Genomic DNA, 18,957 nt, shown 5'->3' with positions numbered 1-18,957 from the left:
TTGGGGTGTCTGAAAAAGGCCAAAGCTTAAGGCAATTCGCCGGGTATCTCCATGGTTTACGTCTGTGGCATAGAAAAGGACCACCGCACAGGCCGCCTAAGGCGATATGGCCCCGGCCGCAGCTATGCACTAAAGTATGAGGAGTTGCGGGTACGGTCATGGATTGCACATGGAACAGGTGATACCGGGTTCAGAAGTGGCGGCATCTGGTCGCCAGGAGACATTTACGCTGGAAGCCTGGCAACAGGCTGGCAAATGGTTCAGTTACGAGGGGCATGCCATCTTCAGCCGCATGGGTGGGCAGGGTGAGCCGCTCGTTCTGCTGCACGGTTTCCCGACCGCGAGCTGGGACTGGAGCCGGATCTGGCCCATGCTGGTGCGCGAGCATAACCTGCTGACTCTGGACATGCTCGGTTTCGGTTTTTCCGATAAACCGCTGCATTATTCCTACAGCATCGAAGATCAGGCGGATTTGATTCAGGGCTGGATAGAGGGGCTGGGTCTGGAGCGGGTGCACCTGTTTGGACATGATTACGGCACCACCGTCGTCCAGGAACTGCTGGCCCGGGAGCAGGAGGGCGAGCTGTCGTTTGCCATCAGCAGTGTCTGCCTGCTAAACGGTGGCCTGTTTCCGGAAGTTCACCATCCTCTGTTTATCCAGAAGATTCTGCGCAGTCCCCTGGGAGGCCTCATTGGCCGGGGGCTCAGCCGATCGCTCTTCGAACGCAACTTCCGACGTCTGTTCGGGTCACGTAATCCGCCGGGCAGGCAGGACATGGACGACTTCTGGCATTTGCTGAACTACAACAACGGCCGGGGCGTGTTGCACCGCCTGATCCAGTTCATGGAGGAGCGTCGTTGTCACCGCAACCGCTGGGTCGGAGCGTTGCAAAAGGCGGAGCAGCCCATGCGACTGATTTCCGGCGGTGCCGACCCGGTGTCCGGCGCCGCCATGGCCCGGCGCTATCGGGAGCTGATCCCTCAGGCCGATGTGGTGATGTTGCGCAATGTCGGGCATTACCCCCACTTTGAGCAACCCTGGGATGTCTACAGCGCCTACAGGGAGTTTCGCAAGGCGCGCTAGCCAGCTCAGGCCGGTGTGGTGCCGCCGGTGGCCGGGTCTGCCATTGGCGCCCGATCCAGGATGTCCTCCTGGCTCGCGAGCCTGGGAGCGTTCACCACCTGATTCCGGCCACGGGATTTCGCTTCGTACAGAGCCTGGTCTGCCCGGTTGAGCCATACGGACCAGGTCTCGCCCTGGGTGACTTCCGCCACGCTGGCACTCGCGGTAACCCGGATGTCATCCAGAAACGGCCGGGCGCTGATGCTGGTCAGCAACTGATGCGCCAGGGTGTCGGCGTCTTTCTGGCGGGTTTCCGGGAGCACGACCATGAATTCTTCGCCGCCGATACGGAACAGCTGATCGCTCTCCCGCAACCGCTTGCGTACCCGCAGCGCCATTTCCTTGAGCACCTTGTCACCGGCCAGGTGGCCCCAGCGGTCATTGATGGTCTTGAAATAATCCAGATCAATCAGTACCAGGCTGGACACCCGTTCATAGCGTTCCCGCATCTGAATCTGGCTGTTCAGGATGTCGGCCAGTTGGGAGCGATTCAGGCAGCCGGTCAGTGGATCGGTTGTCGCCAGGCGGGTAAGCTCGGCCTGCAGGCGCCCCACCAGCCAGGCAAAGATCATGGCAAACAGGCAACTGAGACCGAGTGAAAAGGTGATGCGCCAGAAGTCTGCCTCTGGAAATTTGAGGAAAGACACCACCGCCATGACCGAGACAAACACGACATTGCAGAAAATGGCTTCACGCAGGGGAAGCAGAAAAAACAGGGCAATGGCCGCAGGATAAGCCCAGTAGAGCCCGGCATGGCCATTGATGAGAGTGGAATAGGCGGCGCACACCACGGCCAGTATGGGGAACAGGCGGCCTTTGAAGAAATAGGTGCTGCGAAAACGCAGGAATGCGATCACCAGGGCCGCGTTGGCGCAGAACAGAATCAACAGGGATGACAGCAGCACGTTGCCATGCTGCCACTGCACCATGACCAGGGGGGCGACCGCAATAAAGGCCCAGATGTGCAGATGGTAGACCAGCTGCCGCTTGAACCCGAGAACAGCCAGGGTCGGGTTGGTTGCCAGGGTATTTGGCGAGGCAAAAAGATTCACAGCCTACTCCCGCTGTTCATAACCGGCATGTTTCCGTTTGTAATCGATGGCTCCAGTCTAGCACGGAGTGTGATGGGCGAAAGCAAAAACCACGGATCGACGTTATTCGTAAAAACTATGCCGGAGACACCTGTTATTCAGAATATACATAGCTGTCATGAATTCTGTTCAGTTGGCCGTCTCCAGCCGGTCGGATACACTCGCCGGACACTTCAGGGGAGAAAGGAATGACTGCCATTCACAGCCGGATGCCGGCACTGACCATCCGAGCAGGACGCCGGGCTTTGCAGCGCCTGCAGCAAAAACCGCTGGGGCCCGAAGATGTTCACGTGATTCCGGGGGCAGCCGGTGGCCCGAAGGCGCTGGGAATCAGTGGCCTGGACAAGGCCATTTTTGGTGACTGGTTGCCGCAGGCTCCCCAGGAAAGGGCCCTGATCGGATCTTCCATCGGCAGCTGGCGGTTTGCCGCCATTGCCTCTTCAGATGATCCCAAGGCCCAGTTGGCCCGCCTGGCCGAGCTGTACACCAGTCAGCGATTTGCCAAAGGCGTCAGCGCTGCGGAAATCTCCCGCAAAAGCATACTGTTTCTGGAGGAGCTGCTGGGGGGCCGGGAAGACTTTCTGCTCAGCCATCCCTGGTACCGGTTGAGCATTGTAGTAGTGCGCAGTCTTGGCCTGTTGCAACACGATACCCGTGGCAGGCTGAGCCTCGGGTTGATGCGGGCTATCAGCGCCAACATGGTCAGCCGCCGGCACCTGGGTCGTTTTATGGAACGTGGCATTGTGCACGATGCCCGGAGCCGCGCGCCGGTCTCAAGCCTGGTGGATTTCCCCAGTCATGAAGTGCCCCTGAGCCGGGATAACCTGTTGCCGGCCCTGCTGGCGTCCGCTTCCATTCCTCTGGTGATGTCCGGAGTCCGCAATATTCCGGGCGCGCCAGAGGGTGTATACCGGGATGGCGGACTGCTCGATTATCACCTTGACCTGCCTTACCAGCAGCCTGGCATTATCCTCTATCCGCATTTTACGGATCGTGTGGTTCCCGGCTGGTTCGATAAAACCTTGCCATGGCGTCGGGGCGATGCCAGTCGACTGCAGGATGTCGTGCTGGTATCGCCGTCACCGGATTACCTGGCAACCCTGCCGGATCGCAAACTGCCGGATCGAAAGGACTTCGAGAAGTACGTCGGCGATGATGCCGGTCGCGAGCGAGCCTGGCGTCGAGCGATCTCGGAGAGTGACAGGTTGGGTGATGAGTTTCTTGAGCTGGTTGAGAATGGGCGGCTGCTGGACCGGATTCAGCCCTTGTGAGTCGCTGGTAGATCGCGCTGGCCGTCTATGCGGGCCCTAGTCCGGTGTAGCACTGAGCCGAAAGCCGGTAATGCCGTGGACGGGATCCTTGATGGGTTTCAGGCGCAGACAGACCCGCACTGGCCGGGTATCCTCGGCCCCGATCAGTACCAGGTCGGTTCGGGTCAGGTCTTCCTCGCTGCGGGCGCTGTCCAGGCTTTCCCGGAACCGGCTGCGGTCTTGTTCGGATACCAGTTGTTCAAACGGCTGATCGGTCAGGTCGGAGGGCGCGCGACCGAGCACGTCGGCAATCTGGGCGGACACAAATCCGATGCGCCCCTGGTGATCCAGTTCGGCGATTACCGCTCCGCCCAGCCGGACCAGATCCCGGCTTCTTGCTTCGCTGTCGTTCAGCGCATGCCGGAGCACAGACTTCTCCACCTGCAGATTGGTAATCTGTTGTTGATCGCGATCGAGTTGTGCCTGTTGCTGCCGGATTCTGGCATTGCGGATGGCCAGTCGACGGCAGGCGACCAGCATCAGTAAGGCTGCGAGTACCGAGATACCGGCACCTGCAGTAAGAATCTGCCAGCGCGCCGGGTTCGAGGCCCGGTCTATCCACCCTGCGCTGGGCGTGGTGGTGACCATCCAGTGCCTGCCGGGCAGTGTCAGCTCGGTCCGCAGGGCCTCGGAATCCCGGGGCTCGTCTACGTTGCCGAGCTCCAGCACAGCCTGTTTGGTGTGTCTGGCGAGCGTATCGATTCGAAGCTGCAGGCCCTCGGGCAGATCTGTCGCCAAAGCTGAGGTCAGCGATGCAGGCAATTGCTGCCCCGGCGTGTGTTGTAGACGGGCTGCGATCGTCGCAACCAGAGCCTGATGCCTGGCATGGTAGGCCTCAAGGCCAAGGTCAGCGATAGTTCGCGCCAGGGTGTTGGCCAGTGCCACTGACACCAGTATGCCGATACCCAGGATAACCCCGGGCATCCAGAGACCCGGCCAGAGCCGGAATCGGGTGCCGGGTGTGTTACGAAGGTCGCTGTCCATGCTGGTGTGCTCCCGCGAGGCCTTTGCTGCTCGGATACCGCCTAACTTTAGACCAGCAATACCGGCCCGGCAATTCGGGCGCCGCCCTGTGCTGACTGGTGGCGCGGACGGTCAGTGCCGGCTCTGGCGGGCACCTGCATACACCATCAGGAACACCAGAAATGCAGTGACCACCACCGATGGTCCGGCCGGCGTGTCCAGGTACCAGGACAGGGTCAGTCCGCCGGACACCGCCACCACCCCGAAGACCACTGCCAGGGCGGTCATGTGTTCGGGATTGTGGGCCAGTCGGCGTGCGGTTGCGGCCGGAATAATCAGCAGGGCGGTAATCAGCAGGACGCCGACAATCTTCATGGCCACCGCAATCACCAGCGAAAACATCAGCATCAACGCCAGCCGCAGGCGTTCCACCGGAATCCCTTCTACCCGTGCCAGTTCCTCATGAATGGTGCTCATCAGCAGGCCGCGCCAGAGCAGCGCCAGCAAAGACAGGACAAAGGCGGCGCCACCGTAGATCCAGACCAGATCCTGTCGGGTCATGGCCAGCAGATCGCCAAACAGCAGGCCGGTCAGGTCCACCCTGACATCCGGCATGAAGCTCAGGGTGACCAGGCCAATGGCCAGCGCGCTGTGCGCCAGGATGCCGAGCAGGGTATCGGTAGCCAGGGTGCGGGTCCGGGATAGCAGCACCAAGGCCAGCGCAATGAGCACACAGGTGATCACCACACCCAGATTCAAAGGCACGCTGATCAGAAAACTAAGCGCGATGCCCAGCAGGGCCGAATGGGCCAGCGTATCTCCAAAATAGGCCATGCGACGCCAGACTACGAAGCAGCCAAGGGGACCGGCCACCAAAGCCACGCCCAGGCCGCCGAGCAGCGCCCGCCAGAAGAAGTCGCCCAGCACCGCATCAATGATGGTCATGGCTGCAACCTTCGTGGGCGTCCGTGGAAGAGACCACATCGCCATGGAGGTTATGGCGATGGTTGTGATGGTGGTGATAGACCGCCAGAGACTCGGCAACCTGATGACCGAAGGTTTCCACAAAAGCCGGGTCCTGGGAAATATCCTCCGGATATCCGCTGCAACATACGTGCTGATTAAGGCAGATAACCCGGTCTGTGGCCGCCATCACCAGATGCAGATCATGGGAGATCATGATGATACCGCAGTGCAGCTCATCCCGAAGCTGGCGAATCAGATCGTAGAGTGTGGCCTGGCCATTGATATCGACCCCCTGGGCGGGTTCGTCCAGCACCAGCAGATCGGGTTTCCGGGCCAGTGCCCGGGCGAGCAGCAGTCGTTGTTTTTCGCCGCCGGACAGGTGGTGGACAGACGCATCCAGTAGATGCGCGACCCCGGTCCTTTCCAGCGCTGCCTTGCAGTCTGACAGTGCACGTCCGCTGAGCAGCATGAAGCGCCGGACACTCAGTGGCAGAGTGGGCTCCAGAGTCAGGTGTTGGGGTACGTAACCGATCACCAGGCCGGGCGCCACCGATAATTGACCGCTGGTCGCCCGCTGAATCCCCAGAACGGTTTTGATCAGCGTGGTTTTGCCGGCACCGTTCGGGCCGATGATGGTGACGATATCGCCCCGGCTCACGGTCAGGTTGACCCGATCAACCACCGGCCGGTCGTCAAATGCCACCGTAACCTGTTCTAGCCGGACCAGAGGGTCAGTCATTCGTTTGCTCCCCCTGACAGCGGGGGCAGAGGCCAGCCACTTCGAGGGTAACGTCGTCAGGAAGGAAGGCTTCCGCGCGCGCCGCGGATTCGATGGCCTGATTGAGCTCCGGCATGGCCAGTTCCAGCACCGTGCCGCACTGTCGGCAGATCAGAAAAGTACCGCGATGATGTTCACCGGCATGGGCACAGCCGACGAAGGCGTTGAGCGAGGCAATCCGGTGAACCAGTCCATGTTGAAGCAGAAAGTCCAGGGCCCGGTAGACCGTGGGGGGGGCGGCGTTATGTCCATCCGAGGACAGTTTGGCCAGAATATCGTAGGCGCCCAGCGGCTTGTGGGATTGCCAGATCAACTCCAGTACCCGTTCACGGATCGGAGTCAGGCGGGCGTTATCATCGCGGCAGATGGCATGGGCATCGGATAATGCCTGGGCGACACAGGCCTGATGGTTATGGGGACGGTAGGGAAGTGCGCGTTCCGGCATGGCGTGGATCCTGCAAAATTTGCAACATTATAACATTTGCAGGCGGCCACGCCATGCCGACCGGAGGCTCAGTGATGTGCGTCGACGGCCAGGGATTCCAGGTATTCCAGATTTGGGATCCAGGCTGGCTCGCCGTCTACTTCCACCTGCATCAGATCCGCAGGGCCGGGGTCGCCGTCCAGTTGTCGGATCTGGTCTTCCATCAGGCGCGCCTGGCTGGGAATGCCCTGGGTGACCAGGGCCATGAACGGGGTGCTCTGGTGATTCGGGCCGATGGTATTGAGGATAATGATGCGGCCACGGTTGTCACCAGGGATGGTGAGCTTGTTGCCGTTGGCGGCGTCGTAGGAAATGACCGGCAGTGTGAGCCCGCGCCAGTCCAGGAATCCGGCCAGCCAGTCCGGTGTATTAGCCCCGGCATCGTTGCTGGTGAAATCCACCACCTCGGCAATAGAGACGTTGGGCAGCAGAAGCTGGCGGTCCGAGACCGGTATCATGACGCAGGACAGGGATTGGCTGTTTTCACTCATTGCTTGTTACCTCAGGCGGAATCCCGTTTTTGCCGGCCCTTGAGCAGGCAGTTGTTCTCAATGACTTTTACCAGTTCCCTGGCCAGTTGCTCCGGAGTGCCACAGAAGCTGGCGCAACCGGTGGCGGCCACCGAATCGGGCATGGAGCTGTTTCCACAACTGGTGCTTTCCTGAACCCAGATGCGGCTGCCATAGGCCTTCAGCATGGGTGCAGCGATAGCGCCGTCGTTGCCCATGCCGGAAAACAGGATGGCATGGCAGTGTTTGCCATAGTGATCCGCCACGTTCAGCAACACCTGATCTATCGATGGGCCATAAGGGCCCGGCCAGGGATGATTCAGTTCCGTCAGCTGGCCCTGGCGATCAAAGGACCACTCTCTTTCTACGGGCATCAGCACCACATCGCCATTGCGTACCCGATAGCCCTCCTCGGCCCGCTTCAGCGAATAGTGGGCGTGCCGGCCCAGAACCCGGGTGAGGACTTCGGTAAAATTGCCATCAATATGTTGGGCGTAGATAAACCCGACCGGTAGCCTTGGCGGCAGGTGATCGAGAAAGGTCTTCACCGCTGCAGGACCGCCCAGCGAGGCTCCGAGAATCCAGACTTCCTCAGCCACCGAACCCGGCGCCGCCGGAGTTATCCAGTGTGGCAGCGTAGGCGCGTCCACCGCATCTGGCGTGGTCTCGGCCAGCTCTTCAATGTCGTTGGCGGTATCCAGCTGCTCCAGATGCCCGAGCTGTTTTTCCAGCTTGTCGAGCAGCCGGCGTTCCCAGCGGAAGTATTCCGTGGTGCCGGGCTTGGGAGCCTGGTCCAGGCCGAATAAGACCGGTGCTTCTGTATTTTCCAGCAGATGCTCGAACAGTGCCGGGTGGTCCGCTTCGTCTTCCAGGGTCACCAGCCAGAGCGCCGCGTCCGGAAACGCCGGGTAGTCCATCAGCCGCTCGGGATCTCCCGAGAAGCTGACGTCCAGGCCAAATTTTCCGGTCGCCGCCTGCAGCCGATGCCGTTGCAGCACCACATCGGACACAATCCCGACGCCAGGCCGGCCGTGAGGGCCGGCCATCACCGGTTCCCGGTCAGCCGCTTGATGGTGTCAAGCAGCTCGGTTTCCTGGAACGGCTTGCCAAGGTACTCGTTGACCCCGATGGCCAGAGCACGTTCCCGGTGCTTCTCGCCCGTCCGCGAGGTGATCATGCAGATCGGCGTATCTTTCAGGTTGTCGTCGTGGCGCACAAAGCTGGCCACTTCGAAACCATCCATACGGGGCATTTCGATATCGAGCAGGATGATGTCCGGCCGGTGGTCCTGAAGCTGGGCAACGGCGTCGAGACCATCTTTGGCGGTCACCACTTCCATGCCATTGCGCTCCAGCAGACGGGAGGTCACCTTGCGCACCGTAACGGAGTCGTCCACCACCATAACCGTCGTGGCTTTTTCCTCGTAGCGGGCGCTGTCCCGTGCCTTTTCCAGGTTCGCCAGGCGCTGACGTTCGGACAGGATGTCGGAGCGGATCATCGCCGGCAAGTCGAGGATCACAACCACGTTGCCGTCACCGAGAATGGTGGCACCGGAAACGCCCCTGACGGAACTGAACTGCGGCCCGAGGGATTTAACCACGATTTCACGGCTGCCCATCAACTGGTCCACCTGCAGAGCCATGGGCTGCTCGGCGCCGCGCACCAGAATGACCGGCAGCGGCAGGGCCTGGCCCTGAAGCTTGGGCTGGTGGTCACTGTTGAGCAGGCTGCCCAGGTACTGCAGGCGATACTGCTGGCCGGCATACTCGTACATGGGGGCGTCTGGCTTGTAGTACTCTTCCAGCTCGTAGGTGCTGACCCGGACAATACCTTCGATGGTGTTGAGCGGGATGGCGTAGAAGTCTTCCCCGGTGGACACCATCAAGGCCCGGTTGACCGACACGGTGAACGGCAGGCGGACGGTGAAGGTGGTGCCACGGCCCAGGGCGGAATCGATGTCTAGGCTGCCGCCGAGCTGTTTGATTTCGCTGGCAACCACGTCCATGCCCACACCACGACCGGAAATCTGGGTAACCTGCTGGGCGGTGGAGAATCCCGGCTGCAGAATGAACTGCAGGATTTCCCTTTCCGAGAGGTCTTCGTCGGCGCGCATCAGGCCCTGGCGAACGGCCTTGTCGCGGATAACGTCGGACGGAATGCCTTTACCGTCGTCCATCATCCGCAACACCACATCACCGCCTTCCCGGGTCAGGGACAGAACCACTTCACCTGTGGCCGGTTTGCCTGCCTTGGTGCGGTCTTCCGGCGTTTCGATGCCGTGGTCCAGCGCGTTGCGGAGCATGTGCTCCAGCGGCGCGACCATCCGCTCCAGAATGTTCCGGTCCATTTCCCCTTCAGCATTGCGTACGTCGAAATCGACTTTCTTGCCGAGTTCGCCACTGATCTGGCGCACGATGCGGCGCAGACGGGGCACCATGGAGGAGAACGGAATCATCCGGGTCTTCATCAGACCTTCCTGGAGTTCCGTATTGATCCGTGATTGCTGAACCAGCAGGGTTTCGGTGTCCCGAACCCGCTCGGACAGGGTTTCACGCAAATCAGCAAGGTCCGAAGTGGATTCGCTCAGGGCCCGTGACAGCTGCTGGATAGAGGAGTAGCGGTCCATTTCCAGCGGATCGAAATCGTCGCCGTAATCCGGCCCATGCTCCTGCTCGGCCCGGAACAGGATCTGCGCTTCGGTTTCGATATCCATGCGCCGCAGCTGTTCCCGCAGACGTTCGATGGTGGCGGCCATTTCGTCCAGGGTGTAACTGAAATCACTGCTCTGTTGCTCCAGGCGACCCCGGGTAATACTGGTTTCACCGGCCAGGTTAACCAGCTCATCCAGCAGCGGTGCCGATACCCGAATGGTTTCCTGGGCGGCTCTTTGCGCATCGACCGCTTTCTTGCGTGCCTGGGCCGCGGACTTCTCCGGTTTAGCAGGTGCCGGAACCGGTTTGGTCGGGGCTGGCTCCGTAGTGGTGGCCTTTGGCACCGGCGCGGGCTCTTCGCGAACCGGTTCGGGTGCTTTCTCTGGCTGCGGGGCAGGTGCCGGTGCGCCGGATTCAAAGCGTTTGCGGATATCCGCGACCAGCGCGATGATGGCATCGTGATCGCCGGTGATGGCCTGCCATTGCTCCTCGGTTGGCGCGTTACCGCCCAGATCGATCAGGCGGGTCTCGAAAGCATGAGCCTTGTCGCCAAGCTCGGAGAGCTGGGACAGACGGGCGCCGCCTTTGAGGGTATGCAATGCTCGTTGTGCTTCCCGGTTGAAGTGCTCATTAACCGGCTCACGACGCCAGTCATCCAGTAGCTGCTCCAGCTGGTCCATGATTTCGCCAGCTTCTTCCAGGAAGATCTCGAGCACTTCAGGGTCTACGGAGTCCGCTTCCGCCGTTTCAGCCTGCGGTGATTCGGTTCCGGACGTATCTTCTGCTGGCGCGGCAGTACGCAACGCGTTGATCAGGGCCGCGTCGGCGTCGGGCTTGCGACTGTCTTCCAGCGCATCAAGCATGGATTTCAGGCTGGCCGCGGCGCGGTCACTCAGGCCAAGCATGGCCGACTGGTCCCGGTCGCCGGCAATCAGCTGGTCCAGGGCGTCGGCCCAGGCTTCGGCCAGATCCGCAATCGGGTCGACATCCGACAGTCGCGCGCCGCCCTTCAGGGTGTGCAGTTCCTGTTGCAGGCGGGTAATGCCAGCCAGCTCCTCCGGCTCCTCGCGCCACTGGTCGAGGCATTCGGTAATGGCCTCGTGGATTTCCAGGCCTTCGTCCAGGAAGATGCCAACCAGATCGTCGTCGGTGGCGTCCTCCAGGCTCTCGCTGAGGCTGGACGCGGATTCTTCGGATTCCGTCGCCGGCTGTTCACTGATTTCCAGTTCTTCCAGTTCGCTAACGTCGGGCTCACCCGGCTCTGACTGTGGCGGTGCCTCCGAAGGCAGGGATTCGCCGCGCAGAATGGCCTGAACCTGATGCACCAGTTCTTCGGCTGGCGGGCACGGCTTCTGGGTCGCCACCTGCTCTACCATCTGGGCCAGGCGGTCGTGGCAGGCAAACAGCAAGTCGGTCATCTGACCGCTGGCTTCAAGCTGGCCTTCGGCCACTTTTTCGAACAGATCCTCAAGCACGTGAGTGAGATCGCCGATGGCCTCGACTCCGGCCATGCGGGCGCCACCCTTGAGGGTATGCACATCACGCTGCAGTTCGGCAGCAACCTCCCGGTTCGAGGGGTCTTCGCTCCAGGTATGCAGGGCACTGCCGGTTGAGTTGATCAGGTCGTAGGCTTCTTCCAGGAAAATGCCCACCAGTTCCGGGTCCAGATGGGACAGATCGGTGGCCTGGAGCTCTTCCTCCTCTGCACCTGCAGTTTCTTCGGTGCTTTCCTCGAGCTCCGGCTCCGGCAGGGTCAGCTCTTCGTCTTCCGGTTCTGTCGAGTCGTCGGTGTGTACATCGGTTACCGGGCGAGTGCCACGGGCGCCATCGATGTAGGCATGAATCTCGGTGATCAGATCCGGCGCGGGCCTCGGCGGCTCACCGGCTTCAAGTGCCTCGACCATGCCGGCAAGCCGGTCATGGCAGCGGAACAACAGGTCAGACAGAGTGTCATTGATCGAGAATTTCTGCTCGGTCAGTCCTTCAAACAGGTTTTCCAGTTCGTGGGACAGATCACCCACGGCCGGAATGTCGGCCAGTCGGGCGCCACCCTTGAGGGTGTGCAGGTCACGCTGGAGCAACCGCAGGAGGTCCAGGTTTGATGTGTCCTCGCTCCAGCTGTGCAGGGCTTCCGCGGTGCTGTCAATCAGGTCGCGGGCTTCCTCCAGGAAGATTGCTGCCAGCTCGTCGTCCATGGCCTGATCGTCTTCAGACGTTTCCGGCAGTGGCGGCGTTTCTGTCAGCTCAGGTTCTTCTGTTGCCTGCTCCAGTTCATCCATCTCCAGGCTGAGGTCGATCTCTTCCAGGTCGTCGGTGAACTGCTGCTCGAACTCATCCGGTTCTGCGGGCTCGGCTGCGGTTGCCTGTGCCAGCGCCTCGAGTTCCTGAATCAGTTCCTGGCTGGGTTCAGTAGCCAGCCCGGCCGCCACCTGATCCATCATGTTAATCAACTGCTCATGGCCGGCGCGCAGGGTCTGGAATACATTATCGCCCGGCGGCAGGCCCTGCTCTGAAATCGCGGTGTAGGTGCGGGTCAAAGCGGCGGTCAGTTCGGCAACATCGGGCAGATTGGCGTCCGTCGCACCCTGGGTCAGTTGCTCCAGTTCGGCACGGAGGGTTGCCAGTGCCTCGTCCTGCTGCGGGTTTTCAGACCAGCGATCGAGAATGCTTTCGGCATCCAGAACGATATCCAGGCCTTCACCCAGGAACAGCTGTACCAGCTGTGACGACGATTTCCTGGCGGGTTGTTCGTCGTCTGCCTGGGCATGGCTGGTGAGTGTCTGCTCACACACCTGGTGCAGGCGCTCAAGGTACTCGTCGGTGCCTGCCAGCGGTGCCTGGGGATTCTCCCGAATCTGGGCAAGCCCTTGGGTCAGGAAGCCCGCCGCATCACTGATCAGCGCCAGTACGTCGCGGTCTGCCCGTTTGTTCTGAGCCCGGGATTCTTTGATAAAGCGCTCAAGCGGCGTAATGACTTCCGCAATCGGCGCGATACCGGCGGTGTTGGCACTGCCTTTCAGGGTATGCAACGCCCGAGAGAGATCGTCCGTGTAGGCGGCGGTGGCTTTGTCGCCCGCAGCCTCCAGGTATTCCTTGATGGTCTGCAGATGGGTTTCGGTTTCGTTCTCGAAGATATCCAGCAGCACCGGATCCACTTCGTCTTCTCCGGGCAGGGCATCATACTCAATGCTGTCTTCCGGAGTGACGGTACCGGCCGTTGTTTCCTCTGCAGACTCTGTGTCGGTGTCCACCAGCGGCATGGCGGTGGCATCGGGAATTTCGCCATTGGCCAGGGCATTGGCCCGCGCCTCCATGGCAGATGTGTTCAGGCTCGGCGCCTGGCGTTTCTCAAAATCGGTGACCAGCGCCGGCACCGAATCGGTGACATCCTGAAGCAGCTGGGCAATATCATCATTCATGAACACGCTGCCGTCGATCACCCGGTTCAGCATGTTCTCGACCGACCACGCTAGCTCCCCGATCACGGTAGCGCCAACCATCCGGCCACTGCCTTTCAGGGTATGGAAGGCCCGCCGAACTTCTGCCAGGGCACTGCGGTCATCGTGCTGACGTAGCAGCATAGGCAGGTATTCGCGAATGGTGTCGAGTACCTCGCCAGCTTCCTCAATAAAGATCTCGAGGATTTCGTCATCAATCAGATCGTCACTGTCGTCCGCTTCCTCAACTTCGCTCGTTGGTGCGGTAGCGGGTGTTTCGGGAATTTCGATTTCGTGCTCGGCGGCGGCCTCGTCTGCAGTTTCTGCTTCGCCTGTGGTCTCTTCGGCAGCCGGTCCGGTTTCTGCGCGTCGGGTCGTTGCCAGCGCTTCAGCCTGTTCAATCAGCTCGTTGACGTCGCCACTGGTCTCGCCGTTCCGGAAGTCCTCAATCAGGGAAGGAATACGGGCGTTGACCTGGTCCACCAGGGTGAACATGTCATCGGTCGGTTTGATGGTCTGATCGATGACCCGATTGAGCAGATTTTCCACCGACCACGCCAGTTCGCCAATGCTGGTGGCGCCGACCAGGCGGCCACTGCCTTTGAGGGTATGGAAAGCCCGGCGAACTTCCGTCAGAGCTTCGCGATCGTCGTGATCCTGGCGCAACCTCGGATAGAACTCGTGGATGGTCTGCAGAACTTCTTCCGCTTCCTCAACAAAAATGCCGAGGATCTCATCATCCAGCAGCTCGGCATCAGAGGTTTTGGCCTCTGGTGCGGTGGTCTCTTCGGCGCTTGCCTCAGGTTCTTCAGCAACGGGTACTTCAGCCGGGGCCTCTTCAGCTTCTTCCGTCAGGCTCCAGGTGGGCTCCTGTCCGACCGGGAAGCCGAGACTGGCGAGGCTGTCTTCGGCCACGCGCAGGATTGCGTCGTTATCGCTGATGCCATCTGCCAGTCTCTCAAGGTAATACTCGATACTGGTAACGGCATCGGCCAGGGTGTCGAGCTGTTTCCAGTCCGGAACCTGTTTGTTGCTGAGCAATACGTCGGTGACGTAACGCTCGGCTGAGGCGAGCATATCGGCAACGCGATCCAGTGGCACCAGGCTCAGACCGCCACGGATACTGTGCAGGAGTCCGGGTACGTGTTCGATTTCACGGGCATCCCACTGGGAGGCAATGAAATTAACGATGGCGGATTTAACCTGCTCAAGGGTATTCCGGGATTCGCGGATCAGCGCTTCGCTGGCCTCTCCGAGTTCACGGGAGCCCATGTTGATGGCGGAGGCTTCCTCGGCCGAGCCGGACGACTGCTCCGGGCGTCGCTCGCTGTCGAGACCAGCCAGACTGGCCTCCACGTAAAGCAGGGCACCGGCAATGTCCATCAGGGTGCCGTCGTCGACCACTTCGGCCTGCTGGCAGAGTTTTTCTACCAGTTCAATCTGTTCGGTGACGACCTTCCGGGGAATGCCAAGACCAAGAACGGCCAGGGTGTTGGCAACCTGACGCAGGCCGGGCAGTAACTCGTCCAGTTCGCTGTTCTGACGAAATTCGGCCCGCACAAACAGGTCAAGCTGATCTTTCAGTCGAGCCAGTTCTTCGTTGAGGGCACTGACCACGGAGTGGATGGCGTCCCGGCCTGGACCGGATACCCGGTTGCGGGCCGCATCCACGTCGTCTTCCGAGGGCAGGGCGCTGTCCAACTGATAGGCCTGACGCAGCGCCTGAACCTGAGGGCGATCGAGATCCCGGGCGCGGGCGACGTAATACAACAGGTGTTTGAACAGCGCTTCCGGAACCGGCTGCTGAAGGATGTCTGTATGTTCGTCGGTGAGCCGGCGGATCTCGGAATCCAGTTCTCTGAGCAGGGATTTGACGGCGGTGTTCACCGGGTTGACCCGGGCCTGCAGAGTGTCGACAAAGGCACTGGCCGCTTTCCAGAGTTCGCCCCGGGGCGTTTTCTGGCACAGGCGCACCAACCGCTGGATTACCTTCTGCATGTAATCGAAATGGGCGTCGAGGTCCGCCTCGCGAACCACGCCAGCAAGGGCAAACTGGTACATCTGGCGCAGCTTGCGCAGGTGGCCCAGGACTTTTGGATCGTGCAGGCGTTCAGACACCTTGCCGCTGACCTTCATCTGTGAAGCAGAGAGATCCGGCTTGAACAGGGAGGTGTCGGACAACAGGGATTCGCCCCGGGCGGCCCGGAGATCGTTGAGCAGCGGCAGCAGAACCATGGGAAAGTCATCGCTGCTGCTGCCAATGTGCTCCAGATACTGTGGCAGCTGCAGAATGGCCTGCATCAGCACGTTGACGGCATCGTCAACGCTGGTCACGCTTTCGTTGAGAATGGCCTGGGTCAGTTTTTCCATCTCTTCGGTGAGCAATGCTGCACCGTAGAGTTCCACCATTTGCAGGGTACCGTGTACCTGGTGAAGGTAATTCAGGCAGAAGCGCAGGCGCGCAGTGTCGTCGCGATTCTCGACATACGCTTCAAGTGCATGCTGGCCCTGGGTCAGCGTGTCCTGTATCTCTCCCCGAACCCAGTCGAGGGCGATGCTGTCATGGTGATTGCCCATAACCACTCCGGTTATTCTTCGTCGGACTGGCGCTTGATCCACGCCAGTACATGTTCCGAGGGAACCCTCTGCAGGCCCGGTGGCTGCCAGTCGGTCAGTTCACCCTGGCCAAGCACCAGTAACCCCCCCGGTGCCAGACGCTCTGCGAGCCGTTTGACGATCTCCCGTCGGCGCCAGCGACGGAAGTAGATCAGCAGGTTCTGGCAGAAGATAATGTTCATCCCGTGCATGGGGGCTTTATCCAGATCCAGAACATTGAGCCTGGTAAAGCACACCCGGTCACGGATGCTGTTCACAATTTCTACGGTATTCCGCTCCGAGGGCCGGAAATACCTGGCTTTCAGGTCTTCTTCCATTCCCAGCAACTTGCGGGCATTAAACCGGCCCTGGCGCGCTTTTTCGATGGCCGGCTGACTGATGTCCGAGCCGGTTACGCCGAAGAGCGGTTGCACGCCCAACTGAGCCATGCCCTCGTTCAGGATCATCGCGAGCGTGTAAGGCTCCTCGCCGGTGGAGCAGCCAACACTCCAGGCCTCCAGGGCCCGCTTCCTGAACTGTTCCCGGGGACGGGTAAGCACATAATCCGCCACCAGCCGGAAGGCGTCCGGGTCCCGGAAAAACCGGGTTTCCTGAACAGTGAGCCGGTCTACCAGTGTGGCCCACTCCCTGACAGCATCCGGGCCGGATACGATTTTCTCGTAATAGGCCTGGTAGCTGCTGCAACCGATTTCGCGCATCCGTATGCCAAGATTGGTTTCCAGAAATGAGCGCCGTTCGGTGGTCAGGGTTATGCCGGTGCGGTGCTCCAGCAAGGTCTGCCACTGGCTGAACTGCGCGTCGTCCATATCCGGAAGACGGCGCAGTGACCAGATGCCTTCGGCGGGTGACAGTTGGTTATGCGTATGCGCCATAGACCGTCATCTGCCCCGGGCCGGTGATCAGCTGACCACCGGTACGTCGCTGTTTTCCTCTTCTTCCTGATTGGCCATTTCCTCATCCGGCAGGGTGAAGCCGGCAACGGAGGACCGCAGCTCGGAGGCCATTTCTGCCAGGTTACCGATAGACTTCGCGGTAGCGTTGGTACCGGAGGAAGTCTGGGAGGTGATTTCCTGGATAACGTTCATGGTGTTGGAAATGTGCGCCGCAGAGGATGACTGCTGACGGGCGGCGTTGGAGATGTTCTGGATCAACTCCGCCAGGGACATGGATACGTTCTCGATTTCCTCGAGGGCGATACCCGCGTCCTGGGCCAGTCGGGCACCACGGACCACCTCGGCGGTGGTGTGTTCCATGGAGATAACCGCTTCGTTGGTATCCGACTGGATCGTCTTAACCAGAGCTTCGATCTGCTTGGTTGCTGCAGAGGAACGTTCCGCCAGGCGCTGAACTTCGTCCGCAACCACCGCGAAGCCCCGGCCCGCGTCACCGGCCATGGAGGCCTGGATTGCCGCGTTCAGGGACAGGATGTTGGTCTGGTCGGCAATGTCGTTGATCAGGGATACGATGTCACCGATTTCCTGGGAGGATTCACCCAGACGCTTGATCCGCTTGGACGTTTCCTGGATCTGCTCCCGGATGTTGTCCATGCCGCGAATGGTGTTCTGTACCACTTCCGCGCCTTTCTTCGCGATCGCAACCGACCGCTCCGCAACCGCGGAGGATTCGGCGGCGTTCGAGGATACCTGGTCGATGGAGACAGCCATCTCGTTAACCGCGGCGGAGGCGCCGGCAATTTCCTGGGCCTGGTGCTCGGATGCATCGGCCAGGTGCATGGCCGTGGCCTGTGTTTCCTGGGCGGCGGAAGCTACTCGTACCGCAGTACCACGAATCGCCTGTACCAGGCCGCGCATCTGGTCGATCGCGTAGTTGATGGAGTCGGCGATGGCACCGGTGAAGTCCTCGGTTACCGTGGCCTCTGTGGTCAGGTCACCATCGGCCAGGTCGGCCAGTTCGTCCAGCAGTCGCAGGATCGCGTTCTGGTTCTGTTCGTTCTGCTCCTGGGTGGTGGCCAGACGCTCCTGGGCGTCGCGGTATAGGGCAAGACCGATAAAGACAACAATCGCAACCATGGCGGCCAGGATGGCGAAGGCCAGGGTCGGGCTGATCAGACGGGAACTGGACTGGGTAGCGAAGTTGTCGGCCAGAGTCGACAGTTCGGCCAGCAGGTTCTCGGAGTTCTGGAAGATGTCACTTGCGGCGGTACGAACCTTGAAGAGGTCGGGAGAGGCTTCAAGGATCGCGTCTACGTTCTGGGAAACGAACTGGAACAGCTCGTCAACCGCTTCCAGACCATAGATGGCGTCTTCGTCCGCTACGCGGGAGATGCCCATGGCGGGATTGCCGTTGAGCTGGCCGTCAAGAACCCGGCCGAACAGGCTGGCGTCCCGGCCGAAACGGTCGGCCGCGATAACGGCGTCTTCGTCACCGGACAGTACGTTGTTAACGGAGCGGACAATACGCTCTGCCAGCAGCGACTGACGCTGGGCCAGAGAGATCTGTTCGGCAGGTGCACCGTTATCCAGCAGAATCTGAACGATGTCGTCGTATTCCACCTGCAGCTGGGGAATGGTTTCGTTCAGGGTCCGGGCTACTTCGTGCAGGCCGAGTACTGCATCACGGGTAGAGAGGATGCTGTCGGCGTTTTCACGAACGGTGTTCCAGTGTTCCTGTACGCCACTTTGCTGGGCCAGTTCACTGGGCGGGAGGCCGGTTTCCGGGTTGCCCTCGGTCACGTTGGTCCAGAGCTGCTGGAACTCATCCCGCGAACGACGGAGTTGGTCGAAGGCCTCGGCGGTACCACCTGCGGCCTCGGTCGCGTTCTTCGCGATCTCCTGGGAGAGTACCCGCATTTCCGCGGTGTTGGCGATGTACTGCTGGTCGTGCTGACTGTCCTGGTTAATGATGAACAGTACCACAACGAGCAGGACGGTAAGTGCAATCAGCGCTGCGATCAGGCCGGCAACCAGTTTGTTGCCTCCCTGTCCCATACTGAGTCTTCCGGCTCTGTTTTTCATTTTCTGGCTCCCGGCCTCTTTCTTCTGGAAATGGCAAGTATGTGTAGCGGGTTT

Annotated in this window: 12 protein-coding genes; 2 read left to right on the top strand and 10 right to left on the bottom strand. The window is 60.6% G+C overall.

The genetic code is table 11. The features are described 5' to 3' along the window. Window positions 1-169: 169 nt before the first annotated feature. Window positions 170-1,084, top strand: coding sequence for an alpha/beta fold hydrolase (locus MARHY_RS17550; protein ID WP_041655191.1), 915 nt, complete (start codon window positions 170-172; stop codon window positions 1,082-1,084). A gap of 5 nt (window positions 1,085-1,089) precedes the next feature. On the opposite strand, the gene MARHY_RS17545 is transcribed toward MARHY_RS17550, so the two are convergent. After that, on the bottom strand, window positions 1,090-2,175 hold the full coding sequence (locus MARHY_RS17545; protein ID WP_014423004.1) for a GGDEF domain-containing protein: 1,086 nt from the start codon (window positions 2,173-2,175) through the stop codon (window positions 1,090-1,092). A gap of 227 nt (window positions 2,176-2,402) precedes the next feature. Between MARHY_RS17545 and MARHY_RS17540 the strand changes: the two genes are divergently transcribed. Further along, window positions 2,403-3,485 carry a patatin-like phospholipase family protein gene (locus tag MARHY_RS17540; protein ID WP_014423002.1) on the top strand — a complete coding sequence of 361 codons (1,083 nt, stop codon included), beginning with the start codon at window positions 2,403-2,405 and terminating at the stop codon, window positions 3,483-3,485. Between the two features lie 36 nt (window positions 3,486-3,521). Here the strand turns inward: MARHY_RS17540 and MARHY_RS17535 are convergent, their stop codons facing one another. The 9 genes from MARHY_RS17535 to MARHY_RS17495 all read right to left on the bottom strand — a co-directional run bounded on the left by MARHY_RS17535 (window position 3,522) and on the right by MARHY_RS17495 (window position 18,903). Continuing rightward, the gene (locus MARHY_RS17535) at window positions 3,522-4,508 is read right to left on the bottom strand and encodes a PAS domain-containing protein (RefSeq protein WP_014423001.1); all 987 of its coding nucleotides are present in this window, start codon (window positions 4,506-4,508) and stop codon (window positions 3,522-3,524) included. 111 nt (window positions 4,509-4,619) lie between these two features. Further along, window positions 4,620-5,432: a zinc ABC transporter permease subunit ZnuB gene (znuB, locus tag MARHY_RS17530; RefSeq protein WP_041655189.1), complete on the bottom strand. Its 813-nt coding sequence runs from the start codon at window positions 5,430-5,432 to the stop codon at window positions 4,620-4,622. Beyond that, the gene (znuC, locus tag MARHY_RS17525) at window positions 5,419-6,192 is read right to left on the bottom strand and encodes a zinc ABC transporter ATP-binding protein ZnuC (RefSeq protein WP_014422999.1); all 774 of its coding nucleotides are present in this window, start codon (window positions 6,190-6,192) and stop codon (window positions 5,419-5,421) included. Before znuC ends, znuB begins: the two co-directional genes overlap by 14 nt. Further along, entirely contained in the window at window positions 6,185-6,676 is a 492-nt protein-coding gene (locus MARHY_RS17520; RefSeq protein WP_014422998.1) for a Fur family transcriptional regulator, read from the bottom strand. The genes znuC and MARHY_RS17520 overlap by 8 nt, the downstream gene beginning before the upstream one ends. 68 nt (window positions 6,677-6,744) lie before the next feature. After that, a complete protein-coding gene (locus MARHY_RS17515) occupies window positions 6,745-7,206 on the bottom strand; it encodes a chemotaxis protein CheW (protein ID WP_011787177.1) in 462 nt (153 codons plus the stop codon). Window positions 7,207-7,217: 11 nt separating this feature from the next. Beyond that, window positions 7,218-8,270 (bottom strand): chemotaxis protein CheB, encoded by a 1,053-nt coding sequence (locus tag MARHY_RS17510; RefSeq protein WP_041655181.1) that lies wholly within the window; start codon window positions 8,268-8,270, stop codon window positions 7,218-7,220. Further along, window positions 8,270-15,889 carry an Hpt domain-containing protein gene (locus MARHY_RS17505; protein ID WP_041655179.1) on the bottom strand — a complete coding sequence of 2,540 codons (7,620 nt, stop codon included), beginning with the start codon at window positions 15,887-15,889 and terminating at the stop codon, window positions 8,270-8,272. Before MARHY_RS17505 ends, MARHY_RS17510 begins: the two co-directional genes overlap by 1 nt. An 11-nt stretch (window positions 15,890-15,900) precedes the next feature. Beyond that, on the bottom strand, window positions 15,901-16,800 hold the full coding sequence (locus MARHY_RS17500; protein ID WP_011787174.1) for a CheR family methyltransferase: 900 nt from the start codon (window positions 16,798-16,800) through the stop codon (window positions 15,901-15,903). Window positions 16,801-16,827: 27 nt separating this feature from the next. Beyond that, window positions 16,828-18,903: a methyl-accepting chemotaxis protein gene (locus MARHY_RS17495; RefSeq protein WP_011787173.1), complete on the bottom strand. Its 2,076-nt coding sequence runs from the start codon at window positions 18,901-18,903 to the stop codon at window positions 16,828-16,830. Between the last annotated feature and the right edge of the window lie 54 nt (window positions 18,904-18,957).

This window comes from Marinobacter nauticus ATCC 49840 (assembly GCF_000284615.1).
GTDB lineage: Bacteria > Pseudomonadota > Gammaproteobacteria > Pseudomonadales > Oleiphilaceae > Marinobacter > Marinobacter nauticus.
The sequence above is the reverse complement of the archived record's forward strand: the minus strand, read 5'-3'. Positions and strand labels throughout refer to the sequence as shown.

What these genes read in the sequence shown, in the direction of transcription:
- MARHY_RS17505 (WP_041655179.1), bottom strand. Translation starts at nt 15,889, where the DNA reads ATGGGCAATCACCATGACAGCATCGCCCTCGACTGGGTTCGGGGAGAG.
- znuB (WP_041655189.1), bottom strand. Translation starts at nt 5,432, where the DNA reads ATGACCATCATTGATGCGGTGCTGGGCGACTTCTTCTGGCGGGCGCTG.
- MARHY_RS17515 (WP_011787177.1), bottom strand. Translation starts at nt 7,206, where the DNA reads ATGAGTGAAAACAGCCAATCCCTGTCCTGCGTCATGATACCGGTCTCG.
- MARHY_RS17510 (WP_041655181.1), bottom strand. Translation starts at nt 8,270, where the DNA reads ATGGCCGGCCCTCACGGCCGGCCTGGCGTCGGGATTGTGTCCGATGTG.
- MARHY_RS17520 (WP_014422998.1), bottom strand. Translation starts at nt 6,676, where the DNA reads ATGCCGGAACGCGCACTTCCCTACCGTCCCCATAACCATCAGGCCTGT.
- MARHY_RS17535 (WP_014423001.1), bottom strand. Translation starts at nt 4,508, where the DNA reads ATGGACAGCGACCTTCGTAACACACCCGGCACCCGATTCCGGCTCTGG.
- MARHY_RS17500 (WP_011787174.1), bottom strand. Translation starts at nt 16,800, where the DNA reads ATGGCGCATACGCATAACCAACTGTCACCCGCCGAAGGCATCTGGTCA.
- MARHY_RS17550 (WP_041655191.1), top strand. Translation starts at nt 170, where the DNA reads ATGGAACAGGTGATACCGGGTTCAGAAGTGGCGGCATCTGGTCGCCAG.
- MARHY_RS17495 (WP_011787173.1), bottom strand. Translation starts at nt 18,903, where the DNA reads ATGAAAAACAGAGCCGGAAGACTCAGTATGGGACAGGGAGGCAACAAA.
- MARHY_RS17540 (WP_014423002.1), top strand. Translation starts at nt 2,403, where the DNA reads ATGACTGCCATTCACAGCCGGATGCCGGCACTGACCATCCGAGCAGGA.
- znuC (WP_014422999.1), bottom strand. Translation starts at nt 6,192, where the DNA reads ATGACTGACCCTCTGGTCCGGCTAGAACAGGTTACGGTGGCATTTGAC.